The following is a 17,154-nucleotide window of genomic DNA, read 5'->3' as shown; positions in this document are numbered from 1 at the left end:
GTTGCGGAAGTCGTCGCGGAGTCGCGGTTCGGGCCGAACGCGCTCACTCCACTTCCAGCCACGGGACCTCCATCAGCGGTGGGATGTACGTCTCGATGTGGTGTTCCCACACGCCCTCCTCGCCGAACGCCTCGCCGTGGTCGGCGGTGACGACGACGTCGCCGTCGAGCTCCTCGACGAGCTCGGCGACGGACTCGAGGGCGATCCGGAGGTTCTCCTCGTAGAGCTTGAGCGCGGTCACGCGGGTGCCGTCTTTCACGAGGTCCTTGGGATCGAGTTCGAGCCACAGCCCCGCCTTCTGGGCGAACTCGCTGTCGTCGAGCCGGCTCTCGATCTTCGGGCGGACCGAGTCGCTGAGCGAGGAGAGGAGGCCGCCGTCGTCGGTGTTTCCGTCCCCCCCTTCCTCCTCCTCCTGCCGTTTGATCCCCTTCTGGATCTGCTTGAGCTTCTGGCCCTTCCCGCGCGAGAGGTACGGCGCGTGCGGCTGCATGTAGTGGAGCACGGTCCGGTCGGCGCGCTCGACGGCGTCGCGGTTGTTCCGGTACGCCTCGGCGAGCCCCTCCGGCGGGACCGTTCCCAGGTCGTCGTCCCAGCCGCTCTTCCACACGTCGTGGATGTCGCTGATGTGCTCGGAGGCGGTCCACTCGTAGTCGCAGCTCGCGCCCCACTTCAGCTCGTTCAGCGGGATCCCCAGGTCGTTGATGAAGGGGTTCCCCGAGAAGTAGGCGATGTCGTGGTCGCCGGTGAACGTCCGGTAGGCCCACTCCGGCGTCGACGACCCGACGCTCCGGCGCTTCTCCAAGTCGCCGTCGAGGTACTCGTCGTACACGTCCTCGAACACGTCGTAGCGGCACGCGTCCAACACCAGGCAGTAGTCCCACTCCGATTCGAGGAACCGCTGATCGTCCATGAGTACGCCCCCGTTCCCCGTCGACGGTTGTATTCTTGTTGGTCCGTTCTCCGGGTCGAATCCGGTATTTCATCGGTCCTAACGCCGTTTTCGACGTCTCGTTTCTTTCGACCGGCCGAGATGGCAACCGCGGTAGAAGCGGAGAGCGAGGACCGATCAGACGTTTCAAGTCCGCCAGCGCGCCATACCCTCCATGGACGGGAGCCAGCGACGGGGACTGGTCGTCGGCGGGATCGCCGCGGTCGCGATCCTCGCCGTCCTCTTCGTCGTCGTCGGGGCGGACCGCGTGATCGAGACGATGCTTTCGGCGGACCCGCTCTTGGTCGCGGCCACGTTCGGGTTCGCGCTCTGCTGGCTGGTCGCGTGGAGCCTCATGCTCCGGACCGTGCTCGGCTCGCTCGACGTCGATCTCCCGATCACCACATCGTTCCTCGTGTACTCCGGGGCCGTCTTCGCTAACAACGTCACCCCGTTCGGACAGGCCGGCGGCGAACCGGTGGCGGCCGCGCTCATCTCGCGGGTCTCCGGGTCGCGCTACGAGACGGGGCTGGTCGGGATCGCCAGCGTCGACGTGCTCAACGTCGTCCCCTCGATCTCGCTCGTGTTCCTCGGCGTGGGCTACTACGCGACGACCGCCGCGATCGGCGAGCGCCTGGAGGTCGCCGTCGCGGTCGCCGTCGCGTTGATCGCGGCGATCGTCGCGGGGGTCGCCCTCGGCTGGCGGTACCGGCGGGTCGTCGTCGACCGGCTCCCGAGCGCGATCGGCGGGCTGGCCGGGCGAGTGAACCGGTTCGACGCCGAGGCCGTCGAGGCCGGAATCGCCGACCGACTGCGGAACTTCTTCGAGGACATCGAGCGCGTCGGCGCGAGCCCCGGGCGACTCGCGGCCGCTGTCGGACTCTCGCTCTCCGGGTGGCTGTTCCAGGCGGCCGCGCTCACGGTCGCGTTCGCCGCGGTCGGCCATCAGGTCTCGCCGGTGGTCCCGCTGTTCGCCGTGCCGCTCGCGTACGTCGCCGGCGCGACGCCCCTCCCCGGCGGGCTCGGCGGGATCGAGGCGGCGTTCGTCGCGCTGCTCGTCCCGACGACCGGCGTCCCGGCGTCCGCGGTCACCGCCGCCGTCCTCGTGTTCCGCGGCGGCGTCTACTGGATGCCGACGGCGATCGGCGGCGCGTCGGCGTCGGTGCTCGGCGTTCGCACTGTTCGGTAGGGCGACGCGTTCCCAACACCGCCATTTTTATCAGTGGGGTCGGGACCCAGACGGTATCCATGGGCGAGGCTCTCAGCGCGATGGAGGCCCGGGGCGGCTCTACGAGGCGATGGACCGCGACCTGGCGTTCGAGGAGAAAGCGACGCTGGCGCTCTCTATCGGAGAGGCGCTTCTCGGCGTGGAGAACGGACACCTGACCCGGATCGACCCCGAGAGCGACTACTGGAAGGCGATCGCGAGCACGGACTCGGCGGACGGGCGGTTCCCGATCGGCCTCCAGTTGGACCTCCGGACCCCGCTGAACGTCGCGCAGGGGCGCGTCGACCTCGAACGCTCGGCCCGGGACAGCGACCACTTGGAGATCGCCGCGCGGTCGCTTGACCGGATGGAGGACCTGATCGCCGACGTGCTCACGATGGCCCGGCAGGGACACGAGATCGAGGAGACGGAGCTCGTCTCGCTCGACGCGACCGCCGCGGAGTGCTGGGACGGGGTGCGGACCGAGAGCGCGACCCTGACCGTCGCGGAGGATCTGCGGTTCAAGGCGGACCCCGGTCGCGCCCGCCACCTCTTCGAGAACCTGTTTCGAAATTCGATCGAACACGGCGGGTCCGACGACGGCGGGTCCGACGTGTCGGTCCGGGTCGGCCCCCTCGACGACGGAAACGGGTTCTACGTCGAAGACGACGGCCCCGGAATCCCGGCGGCCGATCGGGACCGGGTCTTCGAAACGGGGTTCACGACCGGAACCGAGAGACTCGGCCTCGGTCTCGCGATCGTCGAGGGGGTCGTCGACGCCCACGGGTGGGCGATCGCGACCGGGGAAAGCGCCGAGGGGGGCGTGCGGTTCGAGGTGTCCGGCGTTGTCGTTCCGTAGCGATGAGGCGTCTCGAGTCAGAGATGGCTACTGATTGATCGCGGGAGTGAGTCTCTCAGATTGGTTTATCATGTCTTTATTAGTGATCGAGTGGTGTTGCTGTCGGCTGTTTATAAGCGATCGAAGACTCTGCGGTGAAGAGCTCCAAAGCCCCAGCCGTGAGAGCAGCGCACGCTCGCCGCGCTCCTCGGTCGTTCGCGTTGCTCACTCTCTGCGGTGCTCGCGTCGCCTGCGCTGCTCTCACGGCTGCCCCTTTGAGTCCCACCCGACCGCACAGCCTCACGCCTCCCCAGCCTCGTCGCTGGCGGCTGTCGCCGCCAGCGACTCCCTCGCACCGTCGGTTCGCGGCCGCCGATGGCGGCCGCTCACTGGGGCGCGCCACCGCGTTGTTCTTTATAAGCGATCGTCGCCGCCGCTCACGGATCCTTTAAATACTGATTCGCCACCACCGATCTGCAATACCCACTCCCGCTATCGCTCATCGGAGTTACAGTCGGATCGAAGGCGTATCCGAGAACATCACTTGCGGTGAGTGTAACAGACTCGCGGACTCACCGACGACTTCTTGTCGTGCCGGAAAGCTACGACGCACATCGGCACTCTCGAGGGACACTCGTGACACGAACAACGATCGACACGCGGGCGACGCTCAGCTACACCGGGAGCATCGTGAAGCTCCTCTCGGCGTCCATGGCCGTTCCGCTCGTCGTGGCGCTGATATATGGGGAGGACGCGATCGCGTTCGCGGCGTCGATGACGATCGCCGTCGCGATCGGTGCGGGAATGGAACGGCTCGACGACGACCCCGACCTCGGCCCGCGCGACGCGCTGGCGGTCGTCTCGCTCGCGTGGCTCATGGCCGCGGTCATCGGGGCGATACCGTACGTCATCGCCGGGTACGGCACCGGGTCCGCGCTCGGGCACCCGATAAACGCGCTGTTCGAGTCGATGAGCGGGTTCACCACGACCGGCGCAACGGTGACTGCGGAGATCAGCTTCGAACAGCACTCGCACGCCGTGTTGATGTGGCGTCAGCTCACCCAGTGGCTCGGCGGGATGGGGATCATCGTGCTGATGGTCGCGATCCTCCCCCAGCTCGCGGTCAACGGCGCGGAGCTGATGAAGTCCGAGGCCCCCGGACCGGGACTCCAGAAGCTCACGCCGCGGATCGTCGAGACGGCGCGGGCGCTCTGGCTCATCTACCTCGCGTTCACCGTGGTCCTGATCGCGATTCTGACCCTCCTCGGGGTAACCGGGCTCGCGCCGAACATGGACCTGTACAACGCGATCGCGCACGGCTTCTCGACGCTCCCGACCGGCGGATTCTCGCCGGAGGCCGAGAGCATCGCGGCGTTCTCGCCGGTCGCTCAGTGGGTGTTCGTCCCGTTCATGGTGATCGCCGGGGTGAACTTCGCGCTGTTCTGGTTCGTGCTCCGCGACGACCCGTCGCGGATGTTCGAGAACACCGAGTTCCGCATGTACCTCGGCCTGGTGACCGGGCTCGCGGCGGTGCTCGCGGCCGGCCTGTTCTACGGCGGGGCGCCCGCGACGGCGATCGGCGGGGCCACCGAGGGCGTCACGGAGAACGCGCTCAGACAGGGCGCGTTCCAGGTCGCGTCGCTGATGAACTCGACCGGGTTCGCGACCGCGGACTTCGCGGAGTGGGACACCCAGACCAAGTTCTTCCTGCTGTTCGTGATGTTCATCGGCGGCTCGGCGGGATCGACCGGCGGGGGGATCAAGGTGATCCGCTGGCTCATCCTGCTGAAAACCCTCCGTCGGGAGCTGTACACGACGGCGAACCCCGACGTGGTCCGGCCGGTGCGGCTCGGCGGCGAGATCGTCGACGAGGACGTGATCCGCGGCATCCTCGTGTTCACGCTGCTGTACTTCCTCCTGTTCGCGCTCTCGGCCGTCTTCATCGAGATCGACACGAGCCGCGTCGCGGGGGTGTCGCTCACGGGGACGGAGGCGTTGGCGGCCTCGCTCGCGACGATCGGAAACATCGGTCCGGGGCTCGGGCCGCTCGGCCCCTTCGGAACCTACGAGCTGCTTCCGAACACGACGAAGCTGCTGATGATCGGACTGATGTGGATCGGCCGGCTGGAGATCGTCCCGGTGCTCGCCCTGTTCGTCGCCGGGTTCGACGACCGGTGAGGCCGCGCGCGTGTTCCGGAGCTCGGGCGCGGGAGGCACCTTCTTAAACGGCGGCGGGCGTAGTAGCACCCATGGTTGGAACAGACGAGACCACCGACACCGACGGGCAGGACCTACTCGGCCACGTGCTCCTCCCGGTCGCCAACGAGGGGGACGCGCTGGAGACGGCGATGGCGCTCGAACCCTACGACCCCGAGCGCGTGACCGCGCTGCACGTCGTCGAGAAGGGCGGTGGCGTCCCGGACAAGACGCCGGTCGAGCAGTCCGAGGAGCTGGCCGACGAGTCGTACGCGGCGGTCCGAACCGTGTTCCCCGACGTCCACGAACACACCGCGTACGCCCGGAACGTCGTCGATGCGATCCTCGACGCCGCCGACGAGGTCGACGCGAGCGCGATCGTCTATCGGTCTCGCGGCGGGAACCGCCTCATGCAGTTCCTGTCGGGCGACCTGTCGGCGAAGCTGGTGACGAAGGCGACCGTCCCCGTGATCGCGCTGCCGCGGGAGGAGGAAGCGGCGGAGTAACTGCCGATCGTCGATGAGGACCGAATCGGTCCGAAACCGCTCTCGCGACGGCGAGAGCCTGCGTCTCGCCCGCCCCTCTTAAAATATAATGAATATTTATACGCAATCGGCGGGTAGCTGCCGGTATGTACGACGACGAGGAGCTCTCCGAGATCCGCGAGGCCAAGGCGTCGTGGGAGGCGGAGACGCTGGATCCGACCCTCGACCGGCACGGCGAGCGGCGAGACCGGTTCGCGACGGTGTCGAACCGCGAGGTCGATCGCTTATATACCCCCGCAGACGTGGCCGACGTCGACTACGAGGAGGACCTGGGCTTCCCGGGCGAGGAGCCGTACACGCGCGGCGTCTACCCGACGATGCACCGCGGGCGGACGTGGACGATGCGGCAGTTCGCCGGGTTCGGCACCGCGGAGGAGACGAACGAGCGGTTCCACTACCTGATCGACGAGGGCCAGACCGGCCTGTCGACCGCCTTCGATATGCCCTCGCTGATGGGGCTCGACTCCGACGACCCGATGTCGCTCGGCGAGGTCGGCAAGGAGGGCGTCGCCGTCGACACCCTGCGGGACATGGAGGTGCTGTTCGACGGCATCGACGTTGGCGAGGTGTCCACCTCCTTCACCATCAACCCGAGCGCGCCCGTGATCTACGCGATGTACGTCGCGGTCGCGGACCAGCAGGGCGTCCCGCGCGAGGAGCTCCGCGGGACCCTCCAGAACGACATGCTCAAGGAGTTCATCGCGCAGAAGGAGTGGGTGATCCCCCCGGAACCCTCCCTCGATCTCGTGACGGACACGATCGAGTTCGCGGTCGACGAGACGCCCAAGTTCAAGCCCGTCTCGGTGTCCGGCTACCACATCCGCGAGGCCGGCTCGACCGCCGCACAGGAGCTCGCGTTCACCCTCGCCGACGGGTTCGCATACGTCGAGGACTGCCTCGATCGCGGGCTCGACGTCGACGAGTTCGCCCCGCAGCTCTCCTTCTTCTTCAACTCGCACAACTCGGTCTTCGAGGAGGTCGCGAAGTTCCGCGCCGCCCGCCGGATCTACGCGCGGATCATGGGCGAGCGGTACGGCGCGGAGGCCGACGCCTCGAAGCGACTCAAGTTCCACACGCAGACCGCGGGCCAGTCGCTGACGGCCCAACAGCCCCTCAACAACGTCGTCCGCGTCACCCTCCAGGCGCTGGCGGGCGTGCTCGGCGGCACCCAGAGCCTCCACACCAACTCCTTCGACGAGGCGCTGGCGCTGCCCTCCGAACGCGCCGTGCGGGTGGCGCTCCGCACCCAGCAGATCATCGCCGAGGAGTCGGGCGCGGCCGACATCGTCGACCCGCTCGGCGGCTCGTTCGCGGTGGAGGCGCTGACCGACGAGACCGAAGCGGAGGCCGTGGCGTACATCGAGGAGATCCGGGAGATGGGCGACGGCTCCGTCCGCGACGGGGTGCTCCGCGGGATCGAGGAGGGGTACTTCCACCGCGAGATCCAGGAGGCCTCCTACGAGTACCAGGAGCGGGTCGATTCGGGCGAGGAGACCGTCGTCGGCGTCAACGCCTACCGAGTCGAGGAGGACGCGGAGACCGACCTGCTCCGCGTCGACGAGACGACTCGCGAGCGCCAGCTCGCCCGGCTGGAGTCGGTGAAGGCGGAGCGCGACGACGGCGCGGTCGAGTCGGCGCTCGACGACCTCCGCGAGGCGGTCGAATCCGGGGAGAACGCCATGCCCGCGATCGTCGCGGCGGTGAAAGAGTACGCCACGATGGGCGAGATCATGGCGGTGTTCGAGGCGGAACACGGGACCTATCGCGAGCGAGTCGGAGTCGCTTAAAAGGGAGAGGAGTTCGCGGGGACCGCAGACCCGGACGGAGCCGGCCGGGAACTCAGACCGGATCGACCGCGCGGGCGGACTCCGCGCACCACGCGTTGCCTCGGCGACCCGCCCGGCGGAGGTCGAGCTCGACGACCGACCCGGCGTCGAGCTCCGCCAGTTCGTCTTCCACGTCGGGATCGTCGTACTCGACGACGTACAGCGTCCCGTTGCGCGGATACTCACGGAGCGTGATCGCTCCGTGGTCGTTGCACGCCTTCACGACAGTGTACTTGCCGGTTCGATTCATCACGGCTGATGGTATTCGCTCCGGTGTCTTAGTTATAAGCTCCAGTCGCTCGGTTAGCTCGCCCTTACCGGCGGACGAGACCGGGTCGACGGTGCGTCGAACTCGATTCCGGGTGGCTGAGGAACCGGGAGCCGAGGGCCGATCGCGAACGGTCCACTTTAATCGACGCGTCGCCTCGCTCGGGTATGACGGAGACGGAGATCCCCGAGGACCACCCGCGCTACGCGTCGCTCGTGACGCGCCACCGGATCGAGGCTGGCGTCGAGAAGGGGATCACCTCGAAACAGGGGCTCATCGCGCAGGGTCGCGGCGAGGCGTTCGACTACCTCCTCGGCGAGCGGACGCTCCCGAGCGCGGACCGCGCCGCTCGCGCGGCCGCCGCCGCCCTCCTGCTCGCCGATCGCCCGGTACTGTCGGTGAACGGCAACGTCGCGGCGCTCGCCCCCGCGGAGACGGTCGAGCTCGCGGAGGCCGTCGACGCCGACGTCGAGGTGAACCTCTTCAACCACACCGACGAGCGCGTCCGGCGGATCGCCGACCACCTCCGCGAGCACGGGGCCGACGAGGTGAAGGGGCTCGCGGGCGACGGCGAGATCCCCGGGTTAGACCACGCCCGCGGTACCGTCGACGCCGACGGGATCGGGGCGGCCGACGCGGTCGTCGTCCCCCTGGAGGACGGCGACCGCGCCGAAGCGCTCGACGCGATGGGGAAGACGGAGATAGTGATCGACTTGAACCCCGGCAGCCGGTCGCCGCGCACCGCGGACATCCCGATCATCGACAACCTGATCCGGGCGGTGCCGAACGTGACGGCCCACGCGCGCGACCTCGCCGACGCCTCCCCCGCGGCCCGCCGCGAGGCGGTCGACTCGTTCGACGCCGCCGAGGCGCTCGCCGAGGCGGAGGCGGCCATCCGCGAGGGCTCCTTCGAGACGCCGGACGCCTAATTCCGGACCCCGAGAGGACCGACGACACGTCCGATCGTTGACGTATCTGTGGCCGTCCGCGTCGGAAGTGCAAAGGTCGCTGGCAACGTATGGCACGCATGGAACTCGACGAGACGGACCGCGCGATCCTCCGGATCTTACAGGAGGACGCCCGGACGCCGTTCTCGGAGGTCGCGCGCCGCATCGACATGTCCAGCGCGACCGTCCACGACCGGGTGAACCGCATGGAGGAGGCGGGCGTCATCGAGGGGTACCACGCGTCGATCGACCCGAAGACGGTGGGTTACGGCGTCAGCGCATTCGTCGGTCTCCGGGTCGAACAGGGACGCGAGGAGGACGCCTTAGAGCGGCTCCGCGAGATCGACGGCGTCTGCGAGATCCACCTGACCACCGGCGAGTGGGACGTGATCCTCAAGGTCGTCGCGGCCGACACGGACAGCCTCCGCGCGCTGATGTTCGAGGAGGTGGCGGAGATGGAGGGGTTCTCGCGGTCACAGACGATGATCATCCTCGGCACCGACTACGAGTCGGACGGGCCGCCGGTCTGAGAGCCCCCTCGAACCCCGACGCGACGGCGCGGGACCGGAACCCTCAATTCGGAGACTCCCTCAACGGAGCACATGAGCACACGGGTCGAGGAGCGGTTCGGGCTGTCGCCGGAACGCGCGTGGGCGGCGGTCGTCGGCGCCGTCGCGGCGCTTCTCGCGGTGGGATCCGTCGTCTTCCCGCGGATCGTGTACGACCGGTTCCTCTGGCGGTACTTCTGGGGGCCGGTCGCGGCCGACGGGCAGGGCGCGCAGTGCGCCGTCCGCGACGCGAGCGGGACCGAGCTGCTCGGGAGCTCGTCGGCGTGTTCGGCGGCCGTCGAGGCCGGCGAGGTCGTCGCCGAGCCGGGGTACACCACGGTCTCGACCGTGAGCTACGTCGTCATCCTGCTGGCGATGCTGATCGGCGTGGTCTTTCTCCTCCGCCGGCTGGAGATCGGCACCGAGCTCCGCTTCTTCTACGCGCTGTTCCCGTTCATGCTGCTCGGCGGGGCGCTCCGCACCGTCGAGGACGCGGGAATCGCCGCGATGCGAGCCGACGTGGAGCCACTGATCCCCTTCCCGGCGAGCGCGCTACTGATCAGCCCGTTCATCTACTTCACGGTCTTCGGCGTGACGCTCGCGTGCGTCCTCGCGGCGTACGCGCTCGCGGACCGGGGCGTCGCCGACGACTACGCCCGCCCCCTGTTCGCGATGGGCGCCGTCGCGCTCGCTATCGCGTTCGGTTACCTCTCGTACCTCTCGGCGGCGACCGACTACGTCCAGTTCTACCCGATCGTCCTCGCGCTGACGCTGGGGATCGCGACCGCGGCGACCGCGGTCACGTGGAAGCTCGCGACCGCGTACGTCCCCGAGGTCCGGCAGGGGACCGGCGTCGCGGGGATCGTCATCATCTGGGGGCACGCGATCGACGGCGTCGCCAACGTGATCGGGCTCAACTGGATGCCGGCGCTGACGGGGACGGCGAACCTCGTCCCGAAACACGTCGTCAACGCGCTGATCGTCGACTGGACGGCGCGGCTGCTGCCGGAGTCGATCCTCTCGGTCACCGGCGACGCGTGGCCGTTCCTGCTGGTGAAGCTCGCGGCGGCGACGTTCGTCGTCTGGGTGTTCAACGGCGAGATGTTCGACGAGTCGCCGCGCTACACGCTATTGCTTCTCATCACGGTGCTCGCCGTCGGCCTCGGTCCCGGGAGCCGGGACATGCTCCGGGCGACCTTCGGGATCTGAGGGCGAGCGCCGAGAGTCACGCCCCCGAATTCACATTCCCATGTCGGCAGCGGCCTCGGGGATCGGGAGGTCGGCGACGGCGACCCCGAGCAGCTCTGCGGCGTGATCGAGCGCCATGTCGAACCCGTAGTACCGCTCTAGCTCGTCGCCGGTCGGGCCCGGCCGGACCTTCAACATTGCGTAGCCGTCGACGTTCTGGGCGACGGTCGCTTCCGTCCCGTCGACTGAAAAGGTGAGGCGTCGCTCGCCGTCGGTCTCCTCGTAGCACGCGTCGATCGGGTTCGCCTCACCCTTCCCGTCCGCGTCGACCCCCTCGTCTCCGGCCGTATCGCTCATACGCGCGGTACGCGCCGACCCCTGTCGTATCTGTCGGTCGCGGGAGCGCGGTCGGTCGGTGGGCTCCCGTCGCCTACCGCGGGAGCCACCTCCGCCCTACCGCGGGTCCCACCCGTGGAACTCGGTCCCCGGCTCCAGTTCGAGGTCGAAGGCGTCGATGATTCCGCCGAGGGCCTCGTACCCGCTCGCGGCCGCGGCGATACCGACGAGCGTCTCCTCGTCGTACCGGGCGGCGGCCTCGTCGTGGACGACCGCGTCGACCTCGCCGCGGACGACCGCGAGCGCGTACTCGACGAGGGCCGTCTCGTCGCCGTCGAGGGGACCGCGGTCCTCCGCGCCGAGCGCGGCGATGACCTCGTCGTCGATCCCGACCCCGCGGGCGATGTTGACGTGCTGGTGCCACTCGTAGCGGTTCGTCGTCTCGCGGGCGACCGCGAGGATCACCAGCTCCCGCTCGCGGTCCGAGAGCCCGCTGTCGGTCCACAGCGAGCCGAGGAACGAGCGCAGCCCCGCGAGCACCTCGGGGTTGTTGCCGATCGACTGGTAGACGTGCAGGGGATTTCCCTGCAGCGACGACTCCAGTAACTCCTCGTACTCGTCCGGCACGTCCGACGCCTCGACGTAGGGAACGCGAGCCATGGACGGGACTCTCCGCCCGCGGCCATAGGCTTGTGTGACTCGGTAGCGTTCGCCGGGAACGATGCCACGAACGGTTCGTTGCGGCACCGCGTCGCTTCCCCGATGGTAAGCTTAAGGGACGGCACGGCCCTACCGACGACAATGAGTATCGACGTGTCGCGGCGGCGGGCGTGGGTGATCGCCGCGCGGCCGCAGACGCTCCCCGCGGCGGCGGCGCCGGTGATCGTCGGCGTCGGGCTCGCGGTTCGAGAGGGGGTGTTCGCCCCGCTGCCCGCGCTCGCGGCGTTCGTCGGCGCGGCGCTGATCCAGATCGGGACCAACTTCGCGAACGACTACTACGACGCGATCCAGGGCGCGGACACAGACGACCGCGAGGGGTTCACCCGCGTCGTCGCCAGCGGCCTCATCGAACCCGGAGAGGTGAAGCGGGCGATGTGGCTCACCTTCGCGGCCGCGATCCTCGTCGGGACCTCCCTCGTGTACGTCGGCGGCGTCCCGATCCTCGCGATCGGGCTCGCCTCGGTCGCGGCCGGGATCGCGTACACGGGCGGCCCCTATCCCCTCGGCTACCACGGGCTCGGGGACCTGTTCGTGTTCGTCTTCTTCGGCGTGATCGCCGTCACTGGCACCTACTACGTCCAGGCCGCCGCGCTCGCGGCCGGGGCGTTCCCGCTTTGGATCCCGGAGGGGACGGTCACCCTCGCGGCCGTCGTCGCGAGCCTCCCGATCGCCGCGCTGTCGACGAACATCCTCGTCGTCAACAACGTCCGCGACTTAGCGGAGGACGCGGAGACGGGCAAGCGCACCCTCGCGGTCCGGTTCGGCTACCGCTTCTCGCGGGGCCAGTTCCTCGCGCTGCTCGCGCTCGCGTACCTCACCCCCCTCTGGTTCCTCGCGGAAGGGTACGGGCTCGCCGTGCTCCTCCCGCTCGCGACCCTCCCGCTCGCGGCCGGCGTCGCCCGCACCGTGGTGACCGAGACCGCCGGCGACGCGCTCAATCCGGCCCTCGAATCGACCGGGAAACTGCTCGCGGCGTACGCGGTCGCGTTCGCCGTCGGCCTCGCGGTCTGACCCGTGCGGCTCCGCCCCTTCTCGCTCGGACTGACGGCCCCTCTCCAGACCGCACGCGGCGCCGTCGATCGGCGCAAGGGGTTCCTCGTCGCCGTCGATCCCGAGGCCGACGGCGGGTCGGTCCCCGCGCTCGGCCTCGGCGAGGCGACGCCCCTCCCCGGCTGGACCGAGTCGCTGTCGGCGTGCGAAGCGGCGCTTCGCGGGGTCGGCGGCGGGAACGAAAAAAGGGAACTTCCGGCCGACGCGGTCTCCCGGCTCGATCCCGTCGAGACGCCCGCCGCGCGCCACGGCCTCGCGCTCGCGCTCGCTGACGCGACCGCCCGAGACGCCCGCCGCTCCCTCTCCGAGCACCTCGCAGAGAACGAGGATTTCCCCGCGCCCGCCGAGACGGTCCCGGTCAACGCGACGATCGGCGACGGCGACTCGGAAGCCGCCGTCGACGAGGCCGAGGCGGCGGTCGAGCGGGGGTTCGACTGCCTGAAGGTGAAGGTCGGCGCGCGCGATCTCGATGCCGACGTCGACCGCCTCCGAGCCGTCCGGCGGGCGGTCGGCGAGGGCGTCTCCCTCCGGGCCGACGCCAACGGTGCGTGGGACCGAGCGACCGCCAGAGAAGCGGTCGAGCGCCTCGCCCCGCTCGGTCTGGCGTACCTCGAACAACCGCTGCCGGCCGACGACCTCGACGGGGCGGCCGCGCTCCGGGACCGTCAGAAGGACGTCCCGATCGCCCTCGACGAGTCGCTCGCGAGCCGGGGACTCGACGCGGTCCTCGACGCCGGCGCGGCCGACGCCGTCGTCCTGAAGCCGATGGCGCTCGGGGGACCGGACCGGGCCTTGGCGGTGGCGAAGCGCGCGCGAGAAGCCGGCGTCGAACCCGTCGTCACCACCACGATAGACGCGGTCGTCGCGCGCACAGCGGCGGTCCACGTCGCCGCCGCGATCCCCGACGTGGCCCCCTGCGGGCTCGCCACCGGCTCGCTTCTCGACGACGACCTCGCTCCGGACCCCTGCCCGGTCGCGGACGGCGAGATACCGGTGCCGAGCGGTCCCGGCCTCGCGGGCGACGCGTTCGACGGTCTGCGGTAACCCGACGGCCTGCGGTAACCCGACGGCGGGAGGCCGCGGCGGTGGAGACCTCCACCCGACTCACTCCACGACCTCGATCCGCCCCTCCATCCCGCGCGTCTGGTGCGGCGTGCAGACGTACTCGAAGACGCCCGCCTCCCCGAATGCGTGCTCGAAGACGTGTCCCTCCTCGCCGGTGAGTTCGGACTCGAAGGCGCCGCCCCTGTCGACCACGTTGTGCGCGCCGCCCGCGCCCGTCCACTCCCAGACGACCGTCGTTCCGGCGTCGACGACGAGGTTCGCGGGCGCGAAGGCGAACCCCGCATCGGCGCCGACGGCGACCGTCACTCGCTCCTCGCCCGTCCGGTCGGTCGGCTCCGGATTGTCTTCCTCGCCGCCCGGGATGACGGCGTCGGCACAGCCCGCGAGCGACGCGGCGGCGAGTGCCGTCGCCGCCGCGAGCGCCTCTCGACGCGTTCGGTCGGTCATACCGGATCGACGCGGTGGGCGGTATAAATGCCGATCGTAGACGAGGGAAGGGGCTTTTACCGCCACCGCCGAAGGAGGGCGTATGAGCGAATGGACCGACGCGATCGTCGGCGAGCGCATGACCGTCGACAACCAGTTCAACGACCGGGTGTCGGCCTCGCGGTTCTCCAGCCAGGAGTGGGGGCTGATCATGACCGCGACCGAGTTCGAGATCGAGGACGCCGACGACCCCGAGGACGCCCGGATCGTCGCCGACACCTCCAGCCTCCCGGCGATCATGCCGGAACTCGAGAACGTCCGGTCGCAGGTCGCGGCGATGGGCGGTGCCCCCGGCGGCGACGCCGGCGGGAGCGGGGGGTCCGGCGGCGGGCTCGTCGACTCGATCAAGGGCGCGCTCGGGTTCGGCGGCGGGAGCGGGAACGACGGCCCCTCCGACGAGGAGATGGAGGCGGCCGAGCGACTCGTCCAAGAGTACGCCGACGAGCTACAGGCGCACCTCGAAGAGGTCGGCAAGTGGGAGCAGGTGCGGGTCGCGTATCAGGAGTAGGGTGCGGACGGGTGGGGCGACGGCGTCGACGCGGGAGTCGCTCCCGCGCCCTAATCGTAGTCGCTCCCGCGGAACAGCGTCAGCTCCTCGGCCTCGTAGATATTGATGAGCTCGCTGACGATCTCGTCGTACTCCTCGTCGTCGATCCGGAGCGCGTCCAGCCGCTCGACCGTCTCCTCGTCGAGGTGGATCTGGGGCATGAGTAGGCGTTGGTCGGGAAGGGAAATAAAACTCCGCGGTGAACCGAAAGGTGTTCGGCGCGGCTTCGTCACTCGGAGCGACGGTCGAGCGTGTATTCCGGCGACTCGTCGCCTTCGGAAAGGTGCTGGCGAGCCATCCGTTCGATGTCGGCCTCCTCCTCGACGTCTTCCGGTAACAGGAGGCGACCGTTGAGTCGAACGACCGCGTCGCCCTGTTCGAGCAGCTTGAGGAGTTCCGAGGTGTCGAGCGTAGAACCGCCTCTGCTCACCTTTCCACTCAGTTCGGCCTTCGGTTGGAACGACTCGAATAACTGCTTTTGTTCGATTCCGATGCGTGCCGACAACGAGAGTGAGGATCCGTGCTCGATACGATGACACGTCGGGCTCTCCGACCACGCTCGGGATATCTGCATGATCAAATAGCTGTGAGAGGCGATTTCGGCTCCCGGATCGCCGACGATCCGCACTCGGGGCGCGGCTCCGATCCCACACGAAGAAACGCTCGCCGCCGTCGAAACGCCGAACGACAGAAGACCGGTCAGTGACCGGAATACATCGGGATCGAGAGCGTCCTCAGTGACGATCGAGGACAGCCCGCCGCTTTCGACCATCGAAACACCAAACGCGGGATCGCCGAGTCCCTCGAATACGGCGAGCGCTGGCGCCGACCCGAGATCTCCGACTGAAACGGTTCCGTTCGCGGCGACGATCCGACCGTCTTGGGTCGGCAAACCGCAGTACGCGATGTCGATGTCAGAGTCCGAGAGGACCGACGCAACGGTGTCCGCATCGGGACCGGCTATCACCTCCCACGACCCGATCGCACCCGGTACCTCCGGATCGCAGAGCGCGTGACGGAACCTCTCCGCCCGCTCCGCCGAATCGATTAGGGAAACAACTCGGATGTCACCGCGGGCCGTCATCGTTCGATTCAATCGGTTTTCGTAGCTGGACGGGGTCAGAACCGCCGTTCCCGACGGAGAGGGGACGTCGTCCGGCGAGGGGGTCATATCTAGTTCTGCGTCCCGTTCCTCGCGGTTCATCCACGGAGACGTCGCGAGCGCGACGGGTGTGTCTGCGGTCGGATCTCTCGATCCCCGGGTACGGACCGGAGCGAGCACGTGCGCAAGATGCGGGAGGAGCTCCGCGGACTCGGGGACCGGTCGGAGCACTGCCTCGGTGGGCCACGCCGGTACGTACGGGGCCACGGTCTCGGGATCGACCTCTAAGTATTCCATCAGTCGCTCGCTCATCGATCTGTCGGCCAAGCTTGGCGGGTAAAAGGGAAGCTCCGAACCGACCTGTTCGTACTCGTATCGGTCGGATTTGACGTACCCCTCCGTCCGCGCGAGGGTGTCGAGGAAGAACCACGTCCGGAGTAGCTCCTCGACGCGCTCTTCGAGCGCGACCCCGTCGGTGGGTAACGGCTCCACGTATCCGTTTTCGAGCCGGACCGCCGGCGCGTCGCCGACGACCACCCTCGCACCGAGGTAGTACGCCAGCGTGGAGAGCCGATACACGTCGGCGTAGGTGGGCCGCACGACCATCTCGATCCCGGTGTCGGGTTCGACGAGCGGACTCGGAATGTCGAGCTCGTCGCCGAGCCGGATCCGGGGAGGATACCCGCGGAGCGTCGGCCACGAGCGTTCCGGGGAAAATTCCTTGATCGACGAGCCGAGTACGGACACCGCCTCGGCGAGCGCGGTCGGGTCGTCCGGGACGGTGATCGTCGCCTCCGGGCGGGTGTGGAGCGATCGCGCCCCGACCGTAACGGTGGTCGGGGAGTCGAAGGTCAGTTCGATCGACTCCAACTCAGTCGCCCCAGTCGCGGAGATCGAGACGTCCGGTATCCGAACGAACGCCTTCGTCACGCCGGTGATGTCGAGGATGTACGTCGCTCGCGGGAAGTCCATCGCGTCGTCGAGTTGCGCGATGAGCTCCCCGTCGGCGTCGCGGAGAATGACGGACGAGTAGGCGGGGATAGAAACCGACTCGGCCTCGAAGCTGACGGCTCGATCCACGGGAACGGGAAACAGCTCGGGCAGCGCCGGCCGGGGCTGCGGCTCCCGATCGAACCGAAGCGGGAACGTCTCTCCCTCCAAGCCGTCGCGGATGTGCAGCGTCCGTCCCTCCGTCTCGAACCCGACCCGCCCGTCGACCTCGTCGTCAGTCACGGCCTTCTGATAGTCCGACAACAGTTATGAGGCTGTCGGTCATTCCCGAGATTCGCCGATTCTGGAGCTATATAACCGCATTTTACCGCCTCGTGTTAACAAGCGTGACAGCATCTTTAACATC

Annotated in this window: 18 protein-coding genes; 11 read left to right on the top strand and 7 right to left on the bottom strand. The window is 68.7% G+C overall.

Annotation, left to right across the window (positions count from 1 at the left end; translation table 11 throughout):
* Window positions 1-43: 43 nt before the first annotated feature.
* Window positions 44-910: a hypothetical protein gene (locus tag EDM04_RS16630; protein ID WP_123624111.1), complete on the bottom strand. Its 867-nt coding sequence runs from the start codon at window positions 908-910 to the stop codon at window positions 44-46.
* A 193-nt stretch (window positions 911-1,103) separates the two neighbouring features.
* Between EDM04_RS16630 and EDM04_RS16625 the strand changes: the two genes are divergently transcribed.
* From EDM04_RS16625 to EDM04_RS16605, 5 genes are all read left to right on the top strand, one after another.
* Window positions 1,104-2,117: a lysylphosphatidylglycerol synthase transmembrane domain-containing protein gene (locus EDM04_RS16625; RefSeq protein WP_123624109.1), complete on the top strand. Its 1,014-nt coding sequence runs from the start codon at window positions 1,104-1,106 to the stop codon at window positions 2,115-2,117.
* A 109-nt stretch (window positions 2,118-2,226) separates the two neighbouring features.
* A complete protein-coding gene (locus EDM04_RS19005; RefSeq protein WP_277424153.1) occupies window positions 2,227-2,994 on the top strand; it encodes a HAMP domain-containing sensor histidine kinase in 768 nt (255 codons plus the stop codon).
* Between the two features lie 615 nt (window positions 2,995-3,609).
* Window positions 3,610-5,151, top strand: coding sequence for a TrkH family potassium uptake protein (locus EDM04_RS16615; protein ID WP_123624107.1), 1,542 nt, complete (start codon window positions 3,610-3,612; stop codon window positions 5,149-5,151).
* Window positions 5,152-5,222: 71 nt separating this feature from the next.
* Entirely contained in the window at window positions 5,223-5,675 is a 453-nt protein-coding gene (locus tag EDM04_RS16610) for a universal stress protein (protein WP_123624105.1), read from the top strand.
* A gap of 125 nt (window positions 5,676-5,800) precedes the next feature.
* The gene (locus EDM04_RS16605; protein WP_123624103.1) at window positions 5,801-7,501 is read left to right on the top strand and encodes a methylmalonyl-CoA mutase; all 1,701 of its coding nucleotides are present in this window, start codon (window positions 5,801-5,803) and stop codon (window positions 7,499-7,501) included.
* A gap of 52 nt (window positions 7,502-7,553) precedes the next feature.
* On the opposite strand, the gene EDM04_RS16600 is transcribed toward EDM04_RS16605, so the two are convergent.
* Window positions 7,554-7,790 (bottom strand): hypothetical protein, encoded by a 237-nt coding sequence (locus EDM04_RS16600; RefSeq protein WP_123624162.1) that lies wholly within the window; start codon window positions 7,788-7,790, stop codon window positions 7,554-7,556.
* Between the two features lie 185 nt (window positions 7,791-7,975).
* Between EDM04_RS16600 and EDM04_RS16595 the strand changes: the two genes are divergently transcribed.
* From EDM04_RS16595 to EDM04_RS16585, 3 genes are all read left to right on the top strand, one after another.
* Window positions 7,976-8,737, top strand: coding sequence for a 4-phosphopantoate--beta-alanine ligase (locus tag EDM04_RS16595; protein WP_123624101.1), 762 nt, complete (start codon window positions 7,976-7,978; stop codon window positions 8,735-8,737).
* 98 nt (window positions 8,738-8,835) lie between these two features.
* On the top strand, window positions 8,836-9,285 hold the full coding sequence (locus EDM04_RS16590) for an Lrp/AsnC family transcriptional regulator (protein ID WP_123624160.1): 450 nt from the start codon (window positions 8,836-8,838) through the stop codon (window positions 9,283-9,285).
* A 72-nt stretch (window positions 9,286-9,357) separates the two neighbouring features.
* The gene (locus EDM04_RS16585) at window positions 9,358-10,512 is read left to right on the top strand and encodes a DUF63 family protein (RefSeq protein WP_123624099.1); all 1,155 of its coding nucleotides are present in this window, start codon (window positions 9,358-9,360) and stop codon (window positions 10,510-10,512) included.
* 30 nt (window positions 10,513-10,542) lie between these two features.
* On the opposite strand, the gene EDM04_RS16580 is transcribed toward EDM04_RS16585, so the two are convergent.
* Together EDM04_RS16580 and EDM04_RS16575 are read right to left on the bottom strand one after the other, a co-directional pair.
* Window positions 10,543-10,848 (bottom strand): hypothetical protein, encoded by a 306-nt coding sequence (locus tag EDM04_RS16580; RefSeq protein WP_123624097.1) that lies wholly within the window; start codon window positions 10,846-10,848, stop codon window positions 10,543-10,545.
* A 96-nt stretch (window positions 10,849-10,944) separates the two neighbouring features.
* Complete coding sequence (locus EDM04_RS16575; RefSeq protein ID WP_123624096.1) at window positions 10,945-11,487, bottom strand: carboxymuconolactone decarboxylase family protein; 543 nt, start codon at window positions 11,485-11,487, stop codon at window positions 10,945-10,947.
* 141 nt (window positions 11,488-11,628) lie between these two features.
* Between EDM04_RS16575 and EDM04_RS16570 the strand changes: the two genes are divergently transcribed.
* Together EDM04_RS16570 and EDM04_RS16565 are read left to right on the top strand one after the other, a co-directional pair.
* The gene (locus EDM04_RS16570; RefSeq protein WP_123624094.1) at window positions 11,629-12,558 is read left to right on the top strand and encodes a 1,4-dihydroxy-2-naphthoate polyprenyltransferase; all 930 of its coding nucleotides are present in this window, start codon (window positions 11,629-11,631) and stop codon (window positions 12,556-12,558) included.
* A 3-nt stretch (window positions 12,559-12,561) separates the two neighbouring features.
* Window positions 12,562-13,641: a mandelate racemase/muconate lactonizing enzyme family protein gene (locus EDM04_RS16565; RefSeq protein WP_123624092.1), complete on the top strand. Its 1,080-nt coding sequence runs from the start codon at window positions 12,562-12,564 to the stop codon at window positions 13,639-13,641.
* Window positions 13,642-13,701: 60 nt separating this feature from the next.
* On the opposite strand, the gene EDM04_RS16560 is transcribed toward EDM04_RS16565, so the two are convergent.
* A complete protein-coding gene (locus EDM04_RS16560; protein WP_123624090.1) occupies window positions 13,702-14,109 on the bottom strand; it encodes a halocyanin domain-containing protein in 408 nt (135 codons plus the stop codon).
* Window positions 14,110-14,191: 82 nt separating this feature from the next.
* Here EDM04_RS16560 and EDM04_RS16555 point away from each other — a divergent pair, with 82 nt between their 5' ends.
* Window positions 14,192-14,656 carry a DUF5799 family protein gene (locus EDM04_RS16555; protein ID WP_123624088.1) on the top strand — a complete coding sequence of 155 codons (465 nt, stop codon included), beginning with the start codon at window positions 14,192-14,194 and terminating at the stop codon, window positions 14,654-14,656.
* Between the two features lie 50 nt (window positions 14,657-14,706).
* On the opposite strand, the gene EDM04_RS18630 is transcribed toward EDM04_RS16555, so the two are convergent.
* Complete coding sequence (locus EDM04_RS18630) at window positions 14,707-14,856, bottom strand: hypothetical protein (RefSeq protein ID WP_164471154.1); 150 nt, start codon at window positions 14,854-14,856, stop codon at window positions 14,707-14,709.
* Between the two features lie 68 nt (window positions 14,857-14,924).
* The gene (locus EDM04_RS16550; protein WP_123624086.1) at window positions 14,925-17,030 is read right to left on the bottom strand and encodes a hypothetical protein; all 2,106 of its coding nucleotides are present in this window, start codon (window positions 17,028-17,030) and stop codon (window positions 14,925-14,927) included.
* Between the last annotated feature and the right edge of the window lie 124 nt (window positions 17,031-17,154).

Source organism: Halorubrum sp. CSM-61 (assembly GCF_003781945.1).
Taxonomy (GTDB): domain Archaea; phylum Halobacteriota; class Halobacteria; order Halobacteriales; family Haloferacaceae; genus Halorubrum.
This window is presented reverse-complemented; position numbering and strand designations above follow the sequence as displayed.

Coding starts and splice junctions, on each gene's coding strand:
- EDM04_RS19005 (WP_277424153.1), top strand. CDS start 2,227: ATGGACCGCGACCTGGCGTTCGAGGAGAAAGCGACGCTGGCGCTCTCT.
- EDM04_RS16595 (WP_123624101.1), top strand. CDS start 7,976: ATGACGGAGACGGAGATCCCCGAGGACCACCCGCGCTACGCGTCGCTC.
- EDM04_RS16580 (WP_123624097.1), bottom strand. CDS start 10,848: ATGAGCGATACGGCCGGAGACGAGGGGGTCGACGCGGACGGGAAGGGT.
- EDM04_RS16555 (WP_123624088.1), top strand. CDS start 14,192: ATGAGCGAATGGACCGACGCGATCGTCGGCGAGCGCATGACCGTCGAC.
- EDM04_RS16570 (WP_123624094.1), top strand. CDS start 11,629: ATGAGTATCGACGTGTCGCGGCGGCGGGCGTGGGTGATCGCCGCGCGG.
- EDM04_RS16575 (WP_123624096.1), bottom strand. CDS start 11,487: ATGGCTCGCGTTCCCTACGTCGAGGCGTCGGACGTGCCGGACGAGTAC.
- EDM04_RS16610 (WP_123624105.1), top strand. CDS start 5,223: ATGGTTGGAACAGACGAGACCACCGACACCGACGGGCAGGACCTACTC.
- EDM04_RS18630 (WP_164471154.1), bottom strand. CDS start 14,856: ATGCCCCAGATCCACCTCGACGAGGAGACGGTCGAGCGGCTGGACGCG.
- EDM04_RS16590 (WP_123624160.1), top strand. CDS start 8,836: ATGGAACTCGACGAGACGGACCGCGCGATCCTCCGGATCTTACAGGAG.
- EDM04_RS16625 (WP_123624109.1), top strand. CDS start 1,104: ATGGACGGGAGCCAGCGACGGGGACTGGTCGTCGGCGGGATCGCCGCG.
- EDM04_RS16560 (WP_123624090.1), bottom strand. CDS start 14,109: ATGACCGACCGAACGCGTCGAGAGGCGCTCGCGGCGGCGACGGCACTC.
- EDM04_RS16630 (WP_123624111.1), bottom strand. CDS start 910: ATGGACGATCAGCGGTTCCTCGAATCGGAGTGGGACTACTGCCTGGTG.
- EDM04_RS16600 (WP_123624162.1), bottom strand. CDS start 7,790: ATGAATCGAACCGGCAAGTACACTGTCGTGAAGGCGTGCAACGACCAC.
- EDM04_RS16605 (WP_123624103.1), top strand. CDS start 5,801: ATGTACGACGACGAGGAGCTCTCCGAGATCCGCGAGGCCAAGGCGTCG.
- EDM04_RS16585 (WP_123624099.1), top strand. CDS start 9,358: ATGAGCACACGGGTCGAGGAGCGGTTCGGGCTGTCGCCGGAACGCGCG.